The sequence below is a fragment of the Streptomyces sp. NPDC006643 genome, assembly GCF_042870175.1.
Lineage (GTDB): Bacteria > Actinomycetota > Actinomycetes > Streptomycetales > Streptomycetaceae > Streptomyces.
This window is the reverse complement of the sequence record NZ_JBIAHA010000012.1, coordinates 14,249-34,597: the sequence shown is the minus strand read 5'-3', so window position 1 is coordinate 34,597 and position 20,349 is coordinate 14,249. Positions and strand designations below refer to the sequence as shown.

Below are 20,349 nucleotides of genomic sequence, written 5' to 3'. Positions count from 1 at the left end.
TCCGAGGCTGACCTCGGAATTCGGTGTGGTGGTCACCGGTCGACGCCTCCCATCACGGGGTCGATGGACGCGACGGCGACGATGACGTCGGCGACCTGGCCGCCCTCACACATGGCCGCCATGGACTGGAGATTGGTGAACGACGGGTCGCGGAAGTGGACCCGGTAGGGACGCGTGCCCCCGTCGGAGACGACGTGCACGCCGAGTTCGCCCTTGGGCGACTCGACGGCGGCGTACGCCTGCCCCGGCGGGACCCGGAAGCCCTCCGTCACCAGCTTGAAGTGATGGATCAGAGCCTCCATGGACGTGCCCATGATGTTCTTGATGTGGTCGAGCGAGTTGCCGAGTCCGTCCGGGCCGAGCGCGAGCTGCGCGGGCCAGGCGATCTTCTTGTCGCCGACCATGACCGGGCCCGGCTCCAGCCGGTCCAGGCACTGCTCGACGATCCGCAGCGACTGGCGCATCTCCTCCAGCCGGATGAGGAAGCGCCCGTAGGCGTCGCAGGTCTCGGCGGTCGGGATGTCGAAGTCGTACGTCTCGTAGCCGCAGTACGGGTCGGTCTTGCGCAGGTCGTGCGGCAGTCCGGCCGAGCGCAGGATCGGTCCGGTGGCGCCGAGCGCCATGCAGCCGGCCAGGTCGAGATAGCCGACGTCCTGCATACGGGCCTTGAAGATCGGGTTGCCGGTGGCGAGCTTGTCGTACTCCGGCAGGTTCTTGCGCAGGGTCTTCAGCAGCTCGCGCAGATGGTCGACGGCGCCCGGGGGAAGGTCCTGGGCGAGGCCGCCGGGCCGGATGTACGCGTGGTTCATGCGCAGTCCGGTGATCAACTCGTAGGCATCGAGAATCAGTTCACGATCGCGGAAACCGTAGATCATGATCGTGGTCGCGCCGAGTTCCATACCGCCGGTGGCGATGCAGACCAGGTGCGAGGAGAGCCGGTTCAGCTCCATCAGCAGGACGCGGATGATGTTCGCCCGGTCCGGGATGTCGTCCTCGATACCCAGCAGCGTCTCCACGGCGCGGCAGTACGCCGCCTCGTTGAAGAAGGACGTCAGATAGTCCATGCGCGTGACGAAGGTGGTGCCCTGCGTCCAGTTGCGGAATTCGAGGTTCTTCTCGATACCGGTGTGCAGATAGCCGATGCCGCAGCGGGCCTCGGTGACGGTCTCGCCCTCGATCTCCAGGATCAGCCGGAGCACACCGTGCGTCGACGGGTGCTGGGGACCCATGTTGACGATGATGCGCTCGTCGTCCGACTTGGCCGCGGTCTCGACGACCTCGTCCCAGTCACCGCCGGTGACGGTGTAGACGGTGCCCTCGGTGGTGGCACGGGGAGTGGCATGGGGGGTGGTCATGAGTACGACCTCCGCTGGTCCGGAGACGGGATCTGGGCGCCCTTGTACTCGACGGCGATGCCGCCGAGGGGGTAGTCCTTGCGCTGCGGGAAGCCCTGCCAGTCGTCCGGCATCATGATCCGGGTGAGGGCGGGGTGGCCGTCGAAGATCAGGCCGAAGAAGTCGTACGTCTCGCGCTCGTGCCAGTCGTTGGTCGGATAGACCTCGACCAGGGACGGCACATGCGGGTCGGCGTCCGGTGCGGACACCTCGAGACGGATCAGCCGGCCGTGCGTCAGTGAGCGCAGGTGGTAGACGGCGTGCAGCTCGCGGCCCTTGTCGCCCAGGAAGTGGACGCCGGACACACCCGTGCACAGCTCGAAGCGGAGCGCCGGGTCGTCGCGCAGGGTCCTGGCCACCTGGACCAGATGTTCGCGGGCGATGTGGAAGGTGATCTCGCCACGGTCGACGACGGTCTTCTCGATGGCGTTGGCGGGGAGCAGTCCCTGCTCCTCCAGCGCGCCTTCGAGTTCGTCGGCGATCTCGTCGAAGACACCGTCCCGGCCGCCGTACGGGCGGCTGGCGGCGCCCGGCAGGCTCACGGTCCTGACGAGACCGCCGTAGCCGCTGGTGTCACCGCCGCCGCTGTCGGTGCCGAACATGCCCTTGCGTACGCCGATGACCTCGGCGGCCTGGCCGCGCGCGGACGGCACACTGCTGCCCGCCTCGTCGGCCGGCCGGGCGTCGGTCGGCTGGTCGTTGTCCGGGGAACTTCCGGATCGCTGCTCGTCGCTCACCGCAGCAGCCCCTTCATCTCGATCGTCGGGAGCGCCTTGAGCGCCGCCTCCTCCGCCTCGCGGGCGGCCTCCTCCGCGTTGACCCCGAGCTTGGAGGTCTGGATCTTCTCGTGGAGCTTGAGGATGGCGTCCATCAGCATTTCCGGCCGCGGTGGGCAGCCCGGCAGGTAGATGTCGACAGGGACGACGTGGTCGACGCCCTGGACGATCGCGTAGTTGTTGAACATCCCGCCGGACGACGCGCAAACCCCCATGGAGATGACCCACTTGGGATTCGGCATCTGGTCGTAGACCTGCCTCAGGACGGGCGCCATCTTCTGGCTCACCCGTCCTGCCACGATCATCAGGTCGGCCTGGCGCGGCGAGCCGCGGAAGACCTCCATGCCGAACCGGGCCAGGTCGTACCGGCCGGCGCCCGTCGTCATCATCTCGATGGCGCAGCAGGCGAGGCCGAAGGTCGCCGGGAAGACGGACGACTTGCGTACCCAGCCCGCGGCCTGCTCGACGGTGGTCAGCAGAAAACCGCTCGGCAGCTTCTCTTCGAGTCCCATTGGTTGCCCCTCCGCGCCTTTAGTCCCATTCCAGACCGCCGCGCCGCCACACATACGCGTAGGCGACGAAGACGGTGAGCACGAAGAGCAACATCTCCACGAGCCCGAAAAGCCCCAGCGCGTCGAAGGTGACGGCCCAGGGGTAAAGGAAGACGACCTCGATGTCGAAAATGATGAAGAGCATCGCCGTCAGGTAGTACTTGATGGGAAAGCGGCCACCTCCGGCCGGCGTGGGAGTGGGCTCGATGCCGCACTCGTACGCTTCGAGTTTTGCCCGGTTGTACCTTTTCGGGCCGATAAGCGTGGCCGCCACCACGGAGAAGATCGCAAACGCGGCACCGAGAGCGCCGAGCACGAGGATTGGCGCGTAGGCATTCACGCTCCTCGCTCCTTCCAGTCGTCCCTGACCGTTGGTCCTCAACCGAGCTTCTGTCTCGCCACCCCCGCGAAGATCACGCGTATGTGAGGCAGTTCACAAGCCGGACTGCCCCGCATCCTATGCCTCCCCGTCTGTGACGTGCGACACGGGGTGCGACAACGAGTTTGTGATCTCCACCACCTGACGATCGATCACACGTCGGAGGTCCGTCGGATCTTCGAACGGGCAGCGTCCGGTCGGTCACTTGAGGTAACAATGCGGAGAGTCACCGCTGGTCGGAGGCGTGCGGCCCTATCAAGACAATGCGGAGAGCGGCAAATTGGAGATGGACGCGCGCGAGTGATAGGCGCGCGCGCCACCCGCCCGGGGGAGGTCACGGGACGGAGGTGGACGGGGATGGACGGGGGCGTGAACGCGCGCCGGAGCAACCGCCGAATCGACCGGCGAATCGACCGCCCGGAGCGCGCGCCGGGACGGAGTGCGGGGAACGAGGTCGGGCAGACGCGGACGGGAACGGACGAACACGGATCACGTGCACGCGTTCACGAGCGTCCGGGAGTCCCGCGTTCACCATTCAGTGACCTGCGCCACTCCACTCAACCGTCCTAAAAGTGGGGCTTGGCCAACAGAGCGAACGGATGGTAGGTGCAGGGCAATTCGGGCGATTCACCGAAAGCCTATGATCACAGCCATGATCACGAGTGACCGTTATGCCCGTTACGGCGTCAATAAAGGCCACCGGTAAGCGGATTGGGACGTTCCGAACGTAACTGTGGCGCAACACACTTTGCTTGAAGGGAACCCGAAAGCCCTGATAGCGATTGTCCTCATGTCCCACACCGCTCACATACCCAGCCACCGGAAGCCCCGCCGAGGCGCGTCGAAAACCGCCATACGGTCCGGAGTTGCCGGTGGCGTCCTCAGCACCATCGCGCTGGCCGGTGCCGCCGCTCCGGCCAACGCCGAGCCGGTCACCGAGACCATCGAGATGCCCACGCTGACCGCGGGTCTCGCCGGCAGCGTCGCGCAGTCCGCCGACGCCACCCAGCAGGTCGCGGTCGACCTCGAACTGCGTGCCCAGGAGGACGCCGCGGCGACCCACGCCGCGAAGGTCGCCAAGAAGGCCAAGGCCGAGGCCCAGCGCAAGGCGGAGGCCAAGGAGAAGGCAGCCGCCGCCGCTCGCGCCGAGGCCGCCGAGGAGCGCGCCTCGCGCTCCGAGGAGCGCACGACGCTCTCCGCCTCGTCCGGCTCCTCCGCCCCCGCCTCGTACGGCACCACGCAGGCCACCGGTTCGGCCGCCGCCGTCCTGGCCTTCGCGCGTGCCCAGGTCGGCGACGCGTACGTCCTCGGCTCCACCGGGCCGAACTCGTGGGACTGCTCCAGCCTCGTCCAGGCCGCGTACCGCCAGGCCGGTATCGACCTGCCGCGTACCTCGCAGCCGCAGTCGACGGCCGGCACCCAGGTCTCCCTGGACAACCTCCAGCCCGGCGACATCCTCTACTGGGGCGGCGCGGGCAGCGCGTACCACGTGGGGATCTACTCCGGCGGCGGCAAGTTCATCGGCGCGCAGAACTCCGGTACGGGCGTCGTCGAGAAGACGCTGGACTGGGACCCGCCGAGCGGCGCCGTCCGGCTCCTCTGACCGACCGGCACGACCGCACGGCCATCACGACCGCAGGACTGTCACGACCGCAGGACCGAAGGGCCGCCACTCCCCCGCCCCGGGGAGCGGCGGCCCTTTGGTCGTGCCGCTCGGTCGTGCCGCGTGGTCGTGACGCGCGCCGGAGCACTCCCACCAGACCCTCCGGACGCGCCTGTTCGAGAGTGCGGCGCTGTCACAGGGGGCATCGGAGGGACAGGGAATCTCTCCCCCCACACACGCATCACGCTGGAGGCACCACCGATGACCGTCAACGGCGTCGACGTTTCGTCGTACCAGAGCTCGTCGTTCTCCACGCAGGGCCTGCACTTCGCCATCGTCAAAGCCACCGAGGGCACCTCGTACATCAACCCCCGTATGAACGACCAGGCCGCACACGCGCGGGAGGCCGGGCTCGTCGTCGGCTTCTACCACTTCCTGCGGCCCGGCAGCATGAAGGCGCAGGCGGAGTACTTCGCGGACAAGGCCGTCTCACGGGCCGGTGACCCGCTGTTCGTCGACTGGGAGGACGCGGACGTCAGTTGCGCCTCGAAGGACTCGTTCCTGGCGGAGCTGAAGCGGCTGCGGGGCGCGGACCACCGCGTCGGGCTGTACTGCAACCGGGACTTCTGGCTCAACCGCGACACCACGAGCGAGGCGGGCGACGCCCTGTGGATCGCGGACTACGTGACGGCGGGCAAACCCCGGATCAAGGCCGCGTGGAAGTTCCACCAGTACACGGACACGCCGCTCGACACGAACGTCGGCAGGTTCGCGGACGCCGCCGCCCTGCGGAAGTGGGCCGAGGGATAACCCGGCCCACCGCCCCGCACCGTCCAGCGACTTCGGCCCGCCCCTACGACTTGGGCGCGACCTTGCTCAGACCGTTGATGACCCGGTCCATCGCGTCGCCGCCCGTCGGGTCCGTCAGATTCGCCAGCATCTTCAGCGTGAACTTCATCAGCAGCGGGTGCGTCAGCCCCCGCTGCGTCGCGATCTTCATGACCTTCGGGTTGCCGATCAGCTTCACGAAGGCGCGGCCCAGCGTGTAGTAGCCGCCGTAGGTGTCCTTGAGGACCTGCGGATAGCGCTGGAGGGCCATCTCGCGCTGTCCGGGCGTCTGCCGGGACTGGGCCTGCACGATGACGTCCGCCGCGATCTGGCCGGACTCCATGGCGTACGCGATGCCCTCGCCGTTGAACGGGTTGACCAGCCCGCCCGCGTCACCGACCAGCAGCAGGCCCTTGGTGTAGTGGGGCTGCCGGTTGAACGCCATCGGCAGCGCGGCGCCGCGGATCGGCATCGTCATGTTGTCGGGGGTGTAGCCCCAGTCCGCCGGCATCGAGGCGCACCACGCCTTCAGCACCTCGCGCCAGTCCAGCTCCTTGAAGGCGGACGACGAATTGAGGATGCCCAGGCCCACGTTGGAGGTGCCGTCGCCCATGCCGAAGATCCAGCCGTAGCCGGGCAGCAGCCGGTCCTGCGGACCTCGCCGGTCCCACAGCTCCAGCCAGGACTCCAGATAGTCGTCGTCGTGCCGGGGCGAGGTGAAGTACGTACGGACGGCGACGCCCATCGGCCGGTCCTCGCGCCGGTGCAGACCCATCGCGAGCGACAGCCGCGTGGAGTTGCCGTCGGCGGCGACCACGAGCGGCGCGTGGAAGGTGACGGGCGTCTTCTCCTCGCCCATCTTGGCGTTGACGCCGGTGATACGGCCGGTGCGCGGGTCGATGATCGGCGCACCGACGTTGCAGCGCTCGTGCAGCCGTGCGCCGGCCTTCTGCGCCTGGCGGGCCAGTTGCTCGTCGAAGTCGTCGCGCTTGCGGACGAGTCCGTAGTCCGGGTAGCTGGCCAGGTCGGGCCAGTCGAGCTGGAGCCGTACACCGCCGCCGATGATCCGCAGGCCCTTGTTACGGAGCCAGCCGGCCTCCTCGGAGATGTCGATGCCCATCCCCACCAGCTGCTTGGTGGCGCGCGGGGTCAGACCGTCGCCGCACACCTTCTCGCGCGGGAACGCGGTCTTCTCCAGCAGCAGGACGTCCAGACCCGACTTGGCCAGGTGGTACGCCGTCGTGGAGCCGGCCGGGCCCGCCCCGACGACGATCACATCTGCGGTGTGTTCGGAGAGGGGCTCGGTCACAGCGGGATCTCCCGAAGACTCGTGGGACTCGGCTGGCGGGTCCCATCATGGCGTACCGACGGCCACCGTCGCGGCTGTGGACATGTTCGGCACTGGACAGGTGCAGTCTATGGGTGCGTATTGATCGACGAGTTGAAGGGCCACCCACGTGAACGACATCACCCGACCGGTCCCCGTCGTACGGCTCCGTGTGCCCACGGAGGAGGACGCGCGCGTGTGGCACCGGGTCTTCGACGATCCGGACGTCATGGAGTTCCACGGCGGCCCCGCGCCACTCGCCGAGTACGAGGAGTTCACCGCCCGCCAGCGCGCGCACGCCGCCGAACTCGGCTTCTGCCTCTGGACGATGCTCGACGACAACGACGAGGTCATCGGCTTCACCGGCGCGCAGCCGTGGCCGCACACGTCGTTCGGCCCGGTCGGCGAGATCGAGATCGGCTGGCGCCTCGGCCGCGCGTACTGGGGCAAGGGGTACGTGACGGCCGCCGCGCACGCGACGCTGGAGCGGGTACGGGCGGCGGGTGTGCCCACCGTCGTGGCCATGGTCGACGCCCGCAACGAGCGCTCGGTCGCCGTGGCCCGGCGCCTCGGGATGGACCTGGAGGAGACGTTCGTGACGCCGGTGGGCAGACGGAAGGCGTACCGCTTCCGGCTCAGACTTGACCGGGCTTGATGCCTCGCTCCTGCCCCGGCTTGATGCCTTGGTCCTGACCGGGCTTGATGCCTCGGTGCAACGCCACGACCCCGCCGGTCAGATTCCGCCACGCGACCTTCGACCAGCCCGCCTTCTGGAGCAGGGCGGCGAGGCCCGGCTGGTCGGGCCAGGCGCGGATGGACTCGGCGAGATACACGTACGCGTCCGGGTTGGAGGACACTCCGCGCGCCACCGGCGGCAGCGCGCGCATCAGATACTCCGTGTAGACGGTCCGGAACGGCCCCCAGGTCGGCTGTGAGAACTCACAGATCACGACCTGCCCGCCGGGCTTGGTCACCCGGAACAGCTCGCGCAGCGCGCTGTCGGTGTCCTGGACGTTGCGCAGGCCGAAGGAGATCGTGACGCTGTCGAAGACGTCGTCCCGGAAGGGCAGCCTCGTCGCGTCGCCCGCGGTCAGCGGCAGCCAGGGGTGGCGCTTCTTGCCCTCGCGGAGCATGCCGAGCGAGAAGTCGCACGGCACGACGTACGCGCCGGTGGCGGCGAAGGGCATGGAGGAGGTGGCGGTGCCCGCGGCGAGGTCGAGGATCTTCTGCGCGGGGCGGGCGTTCACCGCCCTGGCGACCTCCTTGCGCCAGAGCCGCGCCTGGCCGAGGGAGAGCACGTCGTTGGTGAGGTCGTAGTTCGCCGCCACGTCGTCGAACATCGAGGCGACTTCGTGCGGCTGCTTGTCCAGGGAAGCTCGGGTCACCGCTCCATTGAAGCAGCACGCCTCCGGCGAGACCTCACGCGCGTCGGTGGACCAGCCGGCCGTCCAGGATCGTGGCCACGCAGCTGACCGCGCCGGCCCGCGCGAGCGCGGTGTACGGGTCGTCGTCCGCCGGGACCGTCACGTCGAACACCGCGAAGTCCGCCCGGCGGCCCGGGGAGTCCAACGGCGGCAGCACGAAAGCCTCCTCGACCGGCCGGTCCTGTGCGAGGGGGTCCGGCGTCGGCGGGCCCGGTGGTTCGGTGAGGCGCTGCTCGACGGCGAGGCCCGAGCGCGCGACCGCGTCCGCCACCGTCTCCCGCCACAGCCTCCCCACGACCGCGACGGTCCCGTGCGCCAGCATCGCCCGTACCCCGCGCCGCGCGCTCGCGCCCCAGCGGGACTCGGTCATCTCCAGCGCGGCGAGCGCGGTGCCGGTGAGCGGTTCGGTGCCCAGCTCGTCGGCCTCGCGCGGGTCGGGGTGGTAGGCCCGCTCCAGCAGTTCGGGGCCGTACGGATTGCGGAGCCCCGGGGTGAGGACGCCCGGCCAGCGCCGGACCCGGGCGGCCGGGTGGGCCGCCGCCAGTTCCCCGTACGGGCCGACGGCCTGGATGGTCCGGCCGTCGACCAGGACGGCGCCGCCCGGCACGGGCGCGTGTCCGGCGCCGGGCAGCAGCAGGTCGGCCCGGTGAACCGTCAGTGCCACGCGGTCAGTTGGCGTCGAGCAGCTTGAGTTCCGGGTGGGCCGTACCGCCCGCGATCGCCGTCGAGGAGATGTGCGAGACGACGCGCTCGTCGACCGGGTCGTCCGCCGGGTCGTCGTGCACGACGATGTGCTCGTACGTCGTGGTGCGCTGCGCCGGCACCCGCCCCGACTTGCGGATCAGGTCGATGATCTCCAGCCGGTTCGAGCGGTGCCTGGCGCCGGCCGACGAGACGACGTTCTCCTCCAGCATGATCGAGCCGAGGTCGTCCGCGCCGTAGTGCAGGGAGAGTTGGCCGACCTCCTTGCCCGTGGTCAGCCAGGAGCCCTGGATATGGGCGACGTTGTCGAGGAAGAGCCGGGCGATGGCGATCAGCCGCAGATACTCGAAGAGCGTGGCCTGCGTCTGTCCCTTCAGCTTGTTGTTCTCCGGCTGGTAGGTGTACGGGATGAACGCCCGGAAGCCGCCCGTCCGGTCCTGTACGTCGCGGATCATCCGCAGATGCTCGATCCGCTCCGCGTTCGTCTCGCCGGTGCCCATGAGCATCGTGGACGTCGACTCGACGCCGAGTCCGTGCGCGGTCTCCATGATCTCCAGCCAGCGCTCGCCGGACTCCTTGAGCGGCGCGATCGCCGTACGCGGGCGGGCCGGCAGCAGTTCGGCGCCGGCGCCCGCGAAGGAGTCGAGGCCCGCCGCGTGGATCCGGCGGATCGCCTCCTCCACGGTGACGTCGGAGATCCGGGCCATGTGCTCGACCTCGGACGCGCCGAGGGAGTGGATGACCAGCTGCGGGAACGCGGCCTTGATGGCACCGAAGTGCTTCTCGTAGTACTCCACGCCGTAGTCGGGGTGGTGGCCGCCCTGGAACATGATCTGGGTGCCGCCGAGTTCGACGGTCTCCGCGCAGCGGCGCAGGATGTCGTCGAGATCGCGGGTCCAGCCCTTGTCGGTGTCCTTGGGGGCCGCGTAGAAGGCGCAGAACTTGCACGCCGTCACGCAGACGTTCGTGTAGTTGATGTTCCGCTCGATGATGTACGTCGCGATGTGCTCCGTGCCGGCGTAGCGGCGGCGGCGCACACGGTCGGCGGCGGAGCCGAGCGCGTGCAGGGGGGCCGATCGGTAGAGGTCGAGCGCCTCTTCGGGGGTGATCCGGCCACCCTCGGCAGCGCGGTCGAGGACAGACTGCTGGTCGGCCTTCTCGGTCACCGGGGCGTCACCTTTCGGCGGTGTATCAGGGGATCTACGGACCGATCCAGCGTACGCCAGGGGTACGGGCCGACCGGCTGCGCCTCCGCGGACCGCCGCTTCGCCGGGCTGCCGCCGGGGCGGGCAACCGCCGGGGCGGGCTACTGCTTCGTCAGCGTGCCGGTCGGGTTGCCCGCCGCCTCCTCCTTCGAGACGAATCGCAGATCGCCCTTGTCGGTGAGCGTGAACGTGAGCGCCGCGGCCTCAGTGGTCGTGCACATCCCCGCCCTGCCGGGCCGGTCGGGATCGGTCGACTCCTCGATCCGGATCTCCTTCGGGGTGGCGGACACCAGCGTGCCCACGCCGTAGCACTCGGCCTCCACACCGAGGAGCGAGAGAAAGCTGGTGGAGCGGAGCACCTTGTCGCCCTTGCCGCCCGCGGTGATCTCCACCGTGTAGTCGCCGTGCGGCAGCCCGCTGCGCTCGGTGGTCGGGCCCTTCCAGGTGCCGACGAACTCCTTGGGCACGGCGGAGACCGCGCCCGTGGCCCCGTCGTGCGTGGCGCCGTCGCGGGTCGCCGACGCGCTCGGGCCGCCGCCCGACGGCTTGGCCTTGTCGGAGGCGTCGTTGGAGGAATCGCCGGAGGAGTCGTTCGAGAACTGGTCGAGGAGCAGGGTGCCACCGAGCGTGACGACGGCCAGCGCTCCCGCCACGGCGAGGGCGACGGTGCAGCTGATCCTGCGGCGCCGGTTCCCGGCCCGGCCGGCGGTGACGGAGAGGGACATCCGCGGGTCGTGCGGGTCGTGTGGACCGTGCGGGCCGTGGGTGTCCTGGGCGTGCGCGGGCCGGGCGTCCCGGGCGTCCTGGGGGCGGCCGTCGCCGGTACGCGGTCCGGGCAGGCCGCCCGGGTGCGCGAGCGCGTCCGGCTGTGTCGGGGGCCCGAACTCACCGGGCGGGGGTGTGTCGGGCGGCGGGGGCGTGGGCCAGTGCACCGACGACCCCGGAGCGCTCCGTACGGGCCCCGCCGGCTCCAGGTCCAGCAGCTCCACGGCGGCCCGGCCGGCCTCCCGTACCAGCGTCTCCGGCAGCCAGCCGGTGTCCACCAGCGGGGCGGCCCCGCCGGGTGCGAGCCGCTCGGCGATGTCGGCCGGCGTGGGGCGCGCGGCCGGGTCCTTGGCCAGACAGTGGGCGACCAGTTCCTTCATGTCGCCGTCCAGCGCGCCCAGTTCGGGCTCCTCGTGGACGACCTTGTAGAGCAGCGCGGCCGACGAGTCGCCGGAGAAGGGGCTCACTCCGGCGGTGGCGTACGCGAGCACCGCGCCCAGCGAGAAGATGTCGGCCGCGCCCGTGACGCCCTTGCCGAGGATCTGCTCGGGCGCCATGTAGCCGGGCGAGCCGACGGAGACGCCCGTGGAGGTCAGCGAGGCGGTGCCGTCCGTGGCGCGCGCGATACCGAAGTCGATCAGCCGGGGTCCTTCGAGGGCCAGCAGGACGTTGGAGGGTTTGACGTCGCGGTGGACGAGGCCCAGTTCATGGACCGCGCCCAGCGCCTCGGCGAGCCCGGCTCCCAGCGCCCGTACGGTCTGCTCGGGCAGGGGCCCGTACGAGGCGACCGCCTGGGTCAGCGAGGGGCCCGCCACATAGCGGGTGGCGACCCAGGGCGTGGCCGCCTCCGGGTCGGCGTCGAGCACCGGCGCCGTCCAGGCGCCGCCGACCCGGCGGGCCGCCGCCACCTCGCGGCGGAAACGGGCCCGGAATTCCTCGTCCAGCGCGAGATGCGGATGGATGACCTTCACGGCGACCGTGCGGCCACCCTCCGACCTGGCCAGATAGACCCGGCCCATACCGCCGGAACCGAGTCTGCCCAGCAGCCGGTACGGGCCGATGGCGCGCGGCCCGTCCGCGTCGAGCGGCTGCATACCCGTCCCCTCCCCGTTCCCCGTCCCCCGTGTGTCGCTCCTACCTTCTCAGGAGGGGAGCAACTCGACGCGGGGGTCGGCCGGATAGCCGGTCGTGGGTCCGGTGCGGCGGGCGAACTCCCGTACGCCCGCGAGCTGGTCGGGCCCGAACCGGAAGTCGAGCGTGGTGAAGTAGCGCTCCAGCAGCTCCGCGTCGAAGCTCTCCCAGCGGGCCGCCTGCTCCGAGACCTTCGCGACCTCCTCCAGCGACACGTCACGGGAGGCGAGGAAGGCCTGGTGCACCAGACGTACGGTCTCCGGCTCACGCGCCAGATAGTCCTTGCGCGCCGCCCACACCGCGAAGACGAACGGGAGCCCCGTCCACTCCTTCCACATCTGCCCGAGGTCATGGACCTGGAGCCCGAGGCGGGGCGCGTCGTGCAGCGAGGCGCGCAGCGCCGCGTCGCCGATCAGGACGGCCGCGTCCGCCTCCTGCATCATCACGCCGAGATCGGGCGGACACGTGTAGTACTCGGGCGTGACCTTGTACTGCTCGGCGAGCAGGAGCTGCGCGAGCCGTACGGCGGTGCGGGAGGTCGAGCCGAGCGCGACCCGCGCCCCGTCGAGCTGGTCGAGCGGCACCTGCGAAACGATCAGGCAGGACATGACGGGGCCGTCGCAGCCGACCGCGAGATCGGGGAATGCGACGAGGTCGTCGGCATTGCGGAGGAATTCGACCACGGTGACGGGACCGATATCGAGATCTCCGCGCACCAGCTGTTCGCTGAGCTTCTCCGGGGTGTCCTTCGTCAGCTCAAGATCGAAGAGTGCTCCGGTTCTGCCGAGGCCCCAGTAAAGAGGGAGGCAGTTCAGGAACTGGATGTGACCGACGCGCGGCCGTACGCGGGGCGGAGCGCTTCCGTCCGCCTCGGGGCGTGCTGTGCTTTCAAGGGAGCTGTCCACAAGGGCGAGGCTAGACCTGTGCGGCGCGCGAGACGGTCAGGGGGTGTCGGGCGGGTCTTCGCGCGGACGGCGACGGGACTCCGGGCGGGCCCCGGGCGCACTCCGGACGCACTCCGGCCGGACTTCGCGCGGGTCTCCTTCGCACGTCAGGACCCCCGCCGCGTCACCCCGCCGGAGGTCTCTTCAAACGTCCGGGTGAGGTGATCTTTGGGTGATCTTTCCCCCTACCGCTGCCCGCGAGACGCGTGCTAGGCTCGCCGCAAGTTGCAGTTTGGTTTCCCTTGCAGTACAGAGCCTGCGGAGCATGTGACCCGCAGGCTTTTGTAGTTTTCAGACTTGTTTGCAGGTTCTGGAGCAGGGCAACCCTTTGGCCCAAGGAGGGCTTATGGCTACCGGAACCGTCAAGTGGTTCAACGCTGAAAAGGGCTTCGGCTTCATCGCCCAGGACGGCGGCGGCCCGGATGTCTTCGTCCATTACTCCGCGATCAACGCGTCCGGGTTCCGCTCCCTCGAGGAGAACCAGGTCGTGAACTTCGACGTCACCCAGGGTCCGAAGGGCCCGCAGGCGGAGAACGTAACCCCGGCCTAGTTGCCCGGGTCGGAAGATCGCGCACGAAAATAGCAGTACCAAGGAGCCCTGTCCCCGCATGTCCAGTGCGGGGAGCAGGGCTCCTGCCTTTGCGCGGGGGTTACGAGGCGCCCACCGCCGCCGGGTCCCAGCCCGGCCGGGGCACCGACGCGAGCAGCCGCTGGGTGTACGCGTGGCCGGGCGCGGCCAACACCCCGTCCGTCGGGCCCTGTTCGACCACCACGCCACGCCGCATCACCAGCACCTCGTCGGTGATGTGCCGCACCACGGCCAGATCGTGGCTCACGAAGACCAGCGCGACGCCCGTGTCCCGGCGGATCTCGCCGAGCAGTTGGAGGATCTGCGCCTGGATGGACACGTCCAGCGCGGCCACCGCCTCGTCGAGCACCAGCACCTTCGGGTCGACGGCCAGCGCCCGCGCGATGGCGAGCCGCTGCCGCTGACCGCCGGACATCCCGTGCGGGCGCGCCCCGGCCTCGCGGGCGCCGAGCCCCACCCGGTCCAGCAGCCCGTCGGCCAGTGAGTCGTCGCGGCCGTGCAACCGCAGTGCGGTGGTGAGGCATTGACGGGACGTCAGCCGCGGGTCGAGCGAGACGTACGGGTCCTGGAAGACCATCTGGATCTCCCTGGCCCTGGCCAGCCGGGCGCGTCCGCCGCGTGGGGTGCGGGTCTCGCGGAGGCGGCCCGCGACCCGTACGGAGCCGGCGTCGGGCCGCACCAGACCCACCAGCATCCGCGCCACGGTCGTCTTGCCCGAGCCGGACTCCCCCACGATGCCGAGCGAGCCGCCCGCGGGGACGGTGAAGCCGACGGCGTCGGCGGCGGTGAGCCGGCCGCCGCCGGGCAGCGGGTACTCCTTGCGCAGCCCGTCCACCGCGAGGGCGTGTTCCTGTCCGGTCTCCGTCATCGGACGCTCCCTTCCGTGGCCGTGACCGGGGCCATGACCGAGTCCGGCAGCCTGCGGCAGGCCGCCGTACCGCCGCCGTCCAGTGCGACCGGCTCCGGCCGCCAGGTCTCGCACGCGGCCTCCGCGTGCGGGCAGCGCGCGGCGAACTCGCAGCCGGTGAAGGCGTCGGCGAGCGAGGGCGGCCGGCCGGGGATGGGGCGGATCTCGCGTACCTCCGTGTCCAGCGTCGGGGAGCAGTCGAGCAGCCCCCGGGTGTACGGGTGCCGGGGCCGGGCGAACAGCTCGCCCGCGGCGCCCTCCTCGACGACCCGGCCCGCGTACATGACGTACACGCGATCGCAGTAGGCGGCGGCCAGTTGGAGATCGTGGGTGATGAAGAGCATCCCCGGCGCCCGGCCGCCGCCGGACGTCCGCACGGACCTGAGCAGCGCCAGGATCTCCGCCTGGGTCGTCACGTCCAGGGCGCTGGTCGCCTCGTCGGCGAGCAGCAGGCGCGGTTCGGCGGCGAGCGCGCCCGCGATGACGACGCGCTGGAGCATGCCGCCGGACAGTTCGTGCGGGCGCTGCCGCACGCGCCGTTCGGGGTCGGGGAGGCCGACGGCGGCGAGGAGTTCGACCGCGCGGGCGCGGGCCGCGCGCTGGTCGAGGCCCGCGCCGCGCAGCCGTTCGGTGAGGAAGTCCCCCACCCGGCGCACCGGGTTGAGGGCGGAGCGCGGGTCCTGGTGGACCATCGCGACCGTACGCGAGCGATGGGCGCGCAGCGCGTCGCCGGTGAGGGACAGGACGTCCGTCCCGTCGACGGTGATCCGGCCGGTGGCGGTGGCGTCGCCCGGCAGCAGCCGCAGCGCGGCGTTGGCGGTGGTGGACTTGCCGGAGCCCGATTCGCCGACCAGGCCGACGACCTCGCCGCTCGCCACGCGCAGGGTGACGTCGGTGAGCACGGGCCGGGCGGTGCCCGGGAGTTGGACGGTCAGGTGCTCGATGTCGAGGAGCATGCGGTTACCTCCCGCTGCCGAGTCGGTCGGCGGCCCGCACCCCGACGACGTTGAAGGACACCACGACGAGGGCGATGGCCACGCCCGGCACGAGCGCCGGGAGCAACGCGCCCTGCACGACGGCGGCTTGGCCTTCCTGGACCATCAACCCCCAGTCGGAGCTGGGCGGCTGGGCGCCGAAGCCGAGGTAGGACAGGGTCGCGAGCGACATCAGGGCCTCGCCGAAGAGGACGACGAGATAGCCGACGATGGAGCGGCCCAGATTGGGCACGAGATACCGCGCGCAGATCCGGGCGCCGCCCATGCCCTGCACCCGGTAGGAGTCGATGTACGGCTTGCGGCACTCCGCGAGCGCCACGGACCGGGTGTACTTGGCGACGGTGGGTGTGTAGGCGAGGCCGAGCGCCAGTACGGACGTGGTCATCCCGGCGCCGAAGACCGCGATGATCAGGACGGTGAACAGCAGCCCGGGGAACGCGTACATGACGTCCGTGATCCGCGACACGAGCGTGTCCACCCAGCCGCCGCGCCAGGCGGCCAGCGTGCCGAGGGTGACGCCGAGCAGCGCCGCGAGGGCCAGCAGCAGGACCGGCGCGATCAGGCTCGTACGCGCCCCGTACAGCACCCGCGACAGCAGGTCCTGGCCCGAGGAGTCGGTGCCGAGCGGATGGTCGCCGGAGGTGCCGACCAGTGACGCGGAGAGGTCGATGGCGTCGGGGGCGTACGGCGCGACGAGCGGCGCCAGGACGGCGGCCAGCACGACGAGGACGAGGAACCCGCCCGCGACGCGGACGCCGAGGGAGCCGCGGGACCGTGTCCCGCCGACGGGGGCGAGGGTCAGCGCCGTCATGCCGCACGCTCCTTCACTCGGGGGTCGAGCAGCGGATGGAGGAGGTCGACGAGGGTGGTGACCACGATGTAGCCGGTGACCATCAGCAGCAGGACGGCCTGGGCGACCGGGAAGTCGTGGGTGTTGATGGCGCCGACGAGCAGCGAGCCGATGCCGCTGATGCCGAAGGCCGTCTCCACGACGACGGTGCCGGCGAGCATGCCCGCCATGACGAGGCCGCACATGGTGACGATGGGGCCGAGCGCGTTGCGCAGGACATGTCTGCGGACGATCTCGCGTTCGGGCAGGCCGGAGGCGCGTGCCACCTCCACATGGTCGGCGGCGCCCGCGTCGACCATCGCCTGCCGGGTGACCCGACTGATCAGCGCGAGGGCGCCGAGCGCCAGGGAGACGGCGGGCAGCGTCAGATGGTGCAGCGTCCCGCCGAGGCCCGTGCCGCCGCCGGTGACGGGGAACCAGCCGAGCTGGACGCCGAAGAGCGCGACGAGCGCGATGGCGGAGACGAAGGACGGGACGGACGCGGCCAGTGTCGTACCGCCGACGACCGTCGAGTCGACCCAGCTGCCGCGCCGGACGGCGGCGAGCACGCCCGCTCCGACGCCGATGACGACGAACAGGACGGTCGCGTACGCCACCAGGGCGAGGGTGGTGGGGAGACGGGCGGCCAGCAGGTCGGCCACCTGGTCGCTGTATTTGAAGGACCGGCCGAGATCGAGATGGACGCCGTCCCAGAGCCAGCGGCCGTACTGGACGGCCAGCGGCTCGTCCAAGTGGTACTGCTGCCGGACCAGTTCCAGCTTCTCCGGGGTCAGCTTGTCGCGACCGCCGGCCAGGAAGACGGCCGGGTCGCCGGGCGCCGCGTACACGGCCGCGAAGATCACGAACGAGGCGGCGAAGAGGGTGGCGAGCAGGCCGGCGAGGCGCCGGGAGATACGGGCGAGCATGGCGGTCAGCCCTTCCCGGTGCCGTCGGCCGTGCCGGTGCCGGACGCGCTGTCGGCGCCCTTGGTGCCCAGCTCGGCGGCCCACGGGTAGTAGAGATACGCCATCGAGGCGGGCGGCCCGGTCAGCTTGTCGTTCAGCACCAGCACGGACGGCACCTGGGCGACGGAGATCCAGACGGCCGCGTCGGTGAACTTCCGTTGCACTTCTGTGGCGAGCCTGGCGCGCTCGGCGTCGTCGAGCGTGCCGAGTGCCTTCTTGACCTGCGCGTCGTACGTGGCGTCCTTGAAGCCGACCCAGTTGTTGGAGGAGTCGGAGAGCCCGTTGTCGTAGAAGCCCATCGGGTCGGACTTGGAGATGTACCAGTCACCGACGAGGACGTCGATCTCGGAGCGGATCTGCGGGTCGCTGTAGAACTGCTCGAACTGCGCCGTCGGCACCGTCTTGATCTGGCCCTTGAGTCCGATGCGCTGGAGCGCGGAGCGGGTCGCGTTGGCGACGACCGTGCGGCCCTGGCTGGCGTCGGTGCCGATGACGATCGGTGCGGCCTTGTCGACGCCCGACTCGTCCACGAGCTTCTTCGCGCGGGTCAGGTCCTTCGCGGACGGGCTGTCGGGGGCGTTGGTGATCTCCTTCTGCGCGGCCTCGAAGGCGGGCTTCTCGTACCCCCAGGCCCCGGCGCCGACGGGCGTCGCCCAGGGCTCGACCAGGCCGCCGTAACCGGACTTGGCGATGCCGTCGCGGTCGATCGCGAGGGAGAGCGCCTGGCGGACGGCGGCGTTCTTCAGGCCGCCGCGTTCGGTGGGGATGAGCACGAGCGAGGCGGTGGAGGGGCCGTAGTGCTGGTCGATGCCCTTCTTGCCGCGCAGGGCGGACGCGGTGTTGGGCGACTCGGTGTACGCGCCGTCGGCGGCGCCGGTGGTCACGGCGTTGACGAGCGCGCTGTCGGAGGCCCAGCGGAAGACGATCCTGTCGGTGAGCGCCTTCTTGCCCCAGTAGTCGTCGTAGCTGTGGATGATGATCGAGTCGCCGGAGCTCCAGCTGACGAGTTCGTACGGCCCCGAGCAGGCGTCCGGCCGGCCCGGCGTACCGAAGTCCTCGCCGGACTTCTCGACCTGTTCCTTGTTCCAGACGAGGCCCGCGTCCCCGGCGAGCGCCTTGGTGAAGAGGGCGTCGGGCTGCTTGAAGGTGACGGTGATCTCGCGGTCGCCGCTCTTGGTCATGGCCTTGACGTTGCCGAACTCGTCGCTCTGCTCCATGTCCGGGTCGGCGTGCCGCTTCAGGCTGTACAGCACGTCGTCGGCGGTCATGTCCGTGCCGTCGTGGAAGGTGACGCCGGAGCGGAGGGTAAGAACGAGGGTGCGGTCGTCGGGGGTCGCGGCCTTCTCGGCGAGCAGCGGCTTGACCGACATGTCCGGCTGGAGCTGGTAGAGCCGTTCGCAGACGTTGGTGAGGACGACGCGGCCCGCGCTGGTGCCCTGGGTGTCGAGGTCCAGGGAGTCGGGCTCGTCCTCCAGGAGCCAGTTGGCCTCGGTGAGACCGCCCTTGGCGGCGGGCGTGGTCGCGGCGAGCTTGAGGGAGGCGGCGTCGGCGGCCTCGCCTCCGGTGCCGGTCTGGTCCGCGCCGCTACAGCCGGCGGCGGCGAGCAGGGTCGCGACGGCCAGGGCGGCCGTGCCGACGGTGGTGCGGGTGCTTCTCATCGCTGGGCTCCCGTGGTGGACATCGCGTGGTGCGGAAGGTGGTCTTCGGTGGTCTCGTACGCGGAGTCGTGCGCGGGGTCGTGCGCCGGGTCGTACGGGCGGTCTCCATAGGGACCGTCGTACAGGTTCCAGGGCATCCGCTGGTAGTCCCTGTCGCAGGGCGTACCGGCCGTGACGTGGTAGTCACCGCTGGTCAGGTCCACACAGGAGGAGACGAGGGTGGTCCAGTGCCGGAGTTCCGGCTGCCTCGGATCGGGGTGTGTGCACAGCGATTCGGGGAGCCCGAGATGGTCGGACATCGCCTCTTTGATCAGCCGGCGGGACTCCTCGGGCCCGGTGGAGCCGCGCAGCCGGCGCAGCCCTTCCTCGGCGCGCGGGACGCGGACGAGGGAGTCGGACGACATGGGCCGGTAGCCCGCGGCGAGGGCGGCGGGGATGCCGGCCTGGTAGTGGTTGCCGTGCACGAGCAGGCCGTCGGTGGGGTAGAGCCAGCCGTGCCCGGCGGGCGTCGTCTCCAGGTCGATGGCGAAGCCCTCGCGGCAGGTGAGCAGCGCGTTGCTGGCGATATGGGCGCGGGTGCGGCAGAGCACGTCGAGCGCGTCGGTGATGGTGGGCTGGTCGAGCACCGAGCGGCGTACGACGGTCTGGAGCAGCCCCACCGTGTCGTCGAACCTGCCGCCGAGGCCGTTGGCGTTGAGCGCGATACCGGCGGAGCTGGCGCCCTGGCGGCCGACCTGTCCGGCCTCGACCTGCATGATCAGGGTGGGTTTGGGCGGCTGGACGATCCGCAGCATGACGACGGTGTCGGCGACGCCCGCGCGCCAGTCCCAGTTCTGCCCGGCGTAGACATGACCGTCGCCGCTGGCGGCGCCGTACGCGGCGAAGGACGTGCAGCCGTCGGCGGGCTCCTCGTCCTCGGCCGGGCGCGCGCCGTTCTCGCTCATCGAGGCGAACGACTTGTCGTAGATGACCTCGCCGCGGGCGTTGAGCGCGAGGACGTCGAGCAGGCTCACGCCCGCGCCGTCGGCGATGCCGCGCATCTCCTCGACGAGGTCGGGGGCGTAGGCGTCGACGGGGTCGAGCCAGCGCTCGGCGCGTGCGGTGACGCGGTCCCAGGTCAGACCGGCGGACTGCCCGAAGGCCTGTGCGTAGTAGCCGAGGGCGGTGTGCAGTTGGGGGCGTACGGCCTCGCCGTACTGCCGGCCGCGCTCGCGCGGTGAGCCGGAGATCTCGATGACCGGAAGGGAGCGGGGTGCCATTGTTCTCCTCGCGACGGAACGCGATCCCGTAGTCCTGTAACGTTGATTTCAGGGAACGTTCCTCTTGGAATGCGTTGTCCAGGAGAGTAATGCCGGAGACAGGGAAGTCAATGGGTGT

At 70.5% G+C, this 20,349-nt stretch carries 20 protein-coding genes; 4 read left to right on the top strand and 16 right to left on the bottom strand.

Annotation, left to right across the window (positions count from 1 at the left end):
- Nucleotides 1–32: 32 nt before the first annotated feature.
- Genes ACFYNU_RS17580 through ACFYNU_RS17565 form a run of 4 tightly spaced genes read right to left on the bottom strand, consistent with a single transcriptional unit; the run spans nt 33 to nt 3,061 of the window.
- Nucleotides 33–1,355, bottom strand: a complete 1,323-nt coding sequence (locus ACFYNU_RS17580) for an NADH-quinone oxidoreductase subunit D (RefSeq protein ID WP_356586648.1) — start codon at nt 1,353–1,355, stop codon at nt 33–35.
- A complete protein-coding gene (locus ACFYNU_RS17575; protein ID WP_388766600.1) occupies nt 1,352–2,131 on the bottom strand; it encodes an NADH-quinone oxidoreductase subunit C in 780 nt (259 codons plus the stop codon). The genes ACFYNU_RS17580 and ACFYNU_RS17575 overlap by 4 nt, the downstream gene beginning before the upstream one ends.
- Complete coding sequence (locus ACFYNU_RS17570; RefSeq protein WP_023539435.1) at nt 2,128–2,682, bottom strand: NADH-quinone oxidoreductase subunit B family protein; 555 nt, start codon at nt 2,680–2,682, stop codon at nt 2,128–2,130. Before ACFYNU_RS17570 ends, ACFYNU_RS17575 begins: the two co-directional genes overlap by 4 nt.
- Before the next feature lie 19 nt (nt 2,683–2,701).
- On the bottom strand, nt 2,702–3,061 hold the full coding sequence (locus tag ACFYNU_RS17565; RefSeq protein ID WP_023539436.1) for an NADH-quinone oxidoreductase subunit A: 360 nt from the start codon (nt 3,059–3,061) through the stop codon (nt 2,702–2,704).
- Nucleotides 3,062–3,890: 829 nt separating this feature from the next.
- Here ACFYNU_RS17565 and ACFYNU_RS17560 point away from each other — a divergent pair.
- Both ACFYNU_RS17560 and ACFYNU_RS17555 read left to right on the top strand, forming a co-directional pair.
- Complete coding sequence (locus tag ACFYNU_RS17560) at nt 3,891–4,703, top strand: C40 family peptidase (RefSeq protein ID WP_356586645.1); 813 nt, start codon at nt 3,891–3,893, stop codon at nt 4,701–4,703.
- Between the two features lie 261 nt (nt 4,704–4,964).
- A complete protein-coding gene (locus ACFYNU_RS17555; RefSeq protein ID WP_356586643.1) occupies nt 4,965–5,513 on the top strand; it encodes a GH25 family lysozyme in 549 nt (182 codons plus the stop codon).
- 43 nt (nt 5,514–5,556) lie between these two features.
- Here ACFYNU_RS17555 and ACFYNU_RS17550 read toward each other — a convergent pair whose 3' ends face one another.
- Entirely contained in the window at nt 5,557–6,840 is a 1,284-nt protein-coding gene (locus ACFYNU_RS17550) for a geranylgeranyl reductase family protein (protein ID WP_356586641.1), read from the bottom strand.
- Nucleotides 6,841–6,997: 157 nt separating this feature from the next.
- On the opposite strand from ACFYNU_RS17550, the gene ACFYNU_RS17545 reads away from it, so the two are divergent.
- A complete protein-coding gene (locus ACFYNU_RS17545; protein WP_356586986.1) occupies nt 6,998–7,513 on the top strand; it encodes a GNAT family N-acetyltransferase in 516 nt (171 codons plus the stop codon).
- Here ACFYNU_RS17545 and ACFYNU_RS17540 read toward each other — a convergent pair.
- The 5 genes from ACFYNU_RS17540 to ACFYNU_RS17520 all read right to left on the bottom strand — a co-directional run bounded on the left by ACFYNU_RS17540 (nt 7,494) and on the right by ACFYNU_RS17520 (nt 12,990).
- Entirely contained in the window at nt 7,494–8,243 is a 750-nt protein-coding gene (locus tag ACFYNU_RS17540; protein ID WP_356586639.1) for a demethylmenaquinone methyltransferase, read from the bottom strand. The genes ACFYNU_RS17545 and ACFYNU_RS17540 overlap by 20 nt on opposite strands.
- Nucleotides 8,244–8,277: 34 nt before the next feature.
- Nucleotides 8,278–8,946, bottom strand: a complete 669-nt coding sequence (locus tag ACFYNU_RS17535) for a hypothetical protein (RefSeq protein WP_388766595.1) — start codon at nt 8,944–8,946, stop codon at nt 8,278–8,280.
- Between the two features lie 4 nt (nt 8,947–8,950).
- Nucleotides 8,951–10,150, bottom strand: a complete 1,200-nt coding sequence (gene mqnC / locus ACFYNU_RS17530; RefSeq protein WP_356586637.1) for a cyclic dehypoxanthinyl futalosine synthase — start codon at nt 10,148–10,150, stop codon at nt 8,951–8,953.
- A gap of 140 nt (nt 10,151–10,290) precedes the next feature.
- The gene (locus ACFYNU_RS17525; protein WP_356586635.1) at nt 10,291–12,048 is read right to left on the bottom strand and encodes a serine/threonine-protein kinase; all 1,758 of its coding nucleotides are present in this window, start codon (nt 12,046–12,048) and stop codon (nt 10,291–10,293) included.
- A gap of 48 nt (nt 12,049–12,096) precedes the next feature.
- Nucleotides 12,097–12,990, bottom strand: coding sequence for a menaquinone biosynthetic enzyme MqnA/MqnD family protein (locus tag ACFYNU_RS17520; protein ID WP_388766591.1), 894 nt, complete (start codon nt 12,988–12,990; stop codon nt 12,097–12,099).
- A 385-nt stretch (nt 12,991–13,375) separates the two neighbouring features.
- On the opposite strand from ACFYNU_RS17520, the gene ACFYNU_RS17515 reads away from it, so the two are divergent.
- Nucleotides 13,376–13,579 carry a cold-shock protein gene (locus tag ACFYNU_RS17515; RefSeq protein ID WP_003967102.1) on the top strand — a complete coding sequence of 68 codons (204 nt, stop codon included), beginning with the start codon at nt 13,376–13,378 and terminating at the stop codon, nt 13,577–13,579.
- A gap of 100 nt (nt 13,580–13,679) precedes the next feature.
- On the opposite strand, the gene ACFYNU_RS17510 is transcribed toward ACFYNU_RS17515, so the two are convergent.
- From ACFYNU_RS17510 to ACFYNU_RS17485, 6 genes are read right to left on the bottom strand one after another with little or no spacing between them, the layout of a single operon-like run.
- Nucleotides 13,680–14,486, bottom strand: a complete 807-nt coding sequence (locus ACFYNU_RS17510; RefSeq protein WP_356586633.1) for an ATP-binding cassette domain-containing protein — start codon at nt 14,484–14,486, stop codon at nt 13,680–13,682.
- Nucleotides 14,483–15,481, bottom strand: a complete 999-nt coding sequence (locus ACFYNU_RS17505) for an ABC transporter ATP-binding protein (protein WP_356586631.1) — start codon at nt 15,479–15,481, stop codon at nt 14,483–14,485. Before ACFYNU_RS17505 ends, ACFYNU_RS17510 begins: the two co-directional genes overlap by 4 nt.
- 4 nt (nt 15,482–15,485) lie before the next feature.
- Nucleotides 15,486–16,331: an ABC transporter permease gene (locus ACFYNU_RS17500; protein ID WP_356586629.1), complete on the bottom strand. Its 846-nt coding sequence runs from the start codon at nt 16,329–16,331 to the stop codon at nt 15,486–15,488.
- The gene (locus tag ACFYNU_RS17495; RefSeq protein WP_356586627.1) at nt 16,328–17,275 is read right to left on the bottom strand and encodes an ABC transporter permease; all 948 of its coding nucleotides are present in this window, start codon (nt 17,273–17,275) and stop codon (nt 16,328–16,330) included. The genes ACFYNU_RS17500 and ACFYNU_RS17495 overlap by 4 nt, the downstream gene beginning before the upstream one ends.
- A gap of 5 nt (nt 17,276–17,280) precedes the next feature.
- On the bottom strand, nt 17,281–18,972 hold the full coding sequence (locus ACFYNU_RS17490; protein WP_356586625.1) for an ABC transporter substrate-binding protein: 1,692 nt from the start codon (nt 18,970–18,972) through the stop codon (nt 17,281–17,283).
- Nucleotides 18,969–20,231, bottom strand: coding sequence for a C45 family peptidase (locus ACFYNU_RS17485; protein ID WP_356586623.1), 1,263 nt, complete (start codon nt 20,229–20,231; stop codon nt 18,969–18,971). Before ACFYNU_RS17485 ends, ACFYNU_RS17490 begins: the two co-directional genes overlap by 4 nt.
- Nucleotides 20,232–20,349: the final 118 nt, after the last annotated feature.

Bases quoted from the DNA above. Each gene is read 5' to 3' on its own strand.
- ACFYNU_RS17580 (WP_356586648.1), bottom strand. From the start codon at position 1,355: ATGACCACCCCCCATGCCACTCCCCGTGCCACCACCGAGGGCACCGTC.
- ACFYNU_RS17570 (WP_023539435.1), bottom strand. From the start codon at position 2,682: ATGGGACTCGAAGAGAAGCTGCCGAGCGGTTTTCTGCTGACCACCGTC.
- ACFYNU_RS17560 (WP_356586645.1), top strand. From the start codon at position 3,891: ATGTCCCACACCGCTCACATACCCAGCCACCGGAAGCCCCGCCGAGGC.
- ACFYNU_RS17555 (WP_356586643.1), top strand. From the start codon at position 4,965: ATGACCGTCAACGGCGTCGACGTTTCGTCGTACCAGAGCTCGTCGTTC.
- ACFYNU_RS17525 (WP_356586635.1), bottom strand. From the start codon at position 12,048: ATGCAGCCGCTCGACGCGGACGGGCCGCGCGCCATCGGCCCGTACCGG.
- ACFYNU_RS17515 (WP_003967102.1), top strand. From the start codon at position 13,376: ATGGCTACCGGAACCGTCAAGTGGTTCAACGCTGAAAAGGGCTTCGGC.
- ACFYNU_RS17510 (WP_356586633.1), bottom strand. From the start codon at position 14,486: ATGACGGAGACCGGACAGGAACACGCCCTCGCGGTGGACGGGCTGCGC.
- ACFYNU_RS17505 (WP_356586631.1), bottom strand. From the start codon at position 15,481: ATGCTCCTCGACATCGAGCACCTGACCGTCCAACTCCCGGGCACCGCC.
- ACFYNU_RS17500 (WP_356586629.1), bottom strand. From the start codon at position 16,331: ATGACGGCGCTGACCCTCGCCCCCGTCGGCGGGACACGGTCCCGCGGC.
- ACFYNU_RS17495 (WP_356586627.1), bottom strand. From the start codon at position 17,275: ATGCTCGCCCGTATCTCCCGGCGCCTCGCCGGCCTGCTCGCCACCCTC.
- ACFYNU_RS17490 (WP_356586625.1), bottom strand. From the start codon at position 18,972: ATGAGAAGCACCCGCACCACCGTCGGCACGGCCGCCCTGGCCGTCGCG.
- ACFYNU_RS17485 (WP_356586623.1), bottom strand. From the start codon at position 20,231: ATGGCACCCCGCTCCCTTCCGGTCATCGAGATCTCCGGCTCACCGCGC.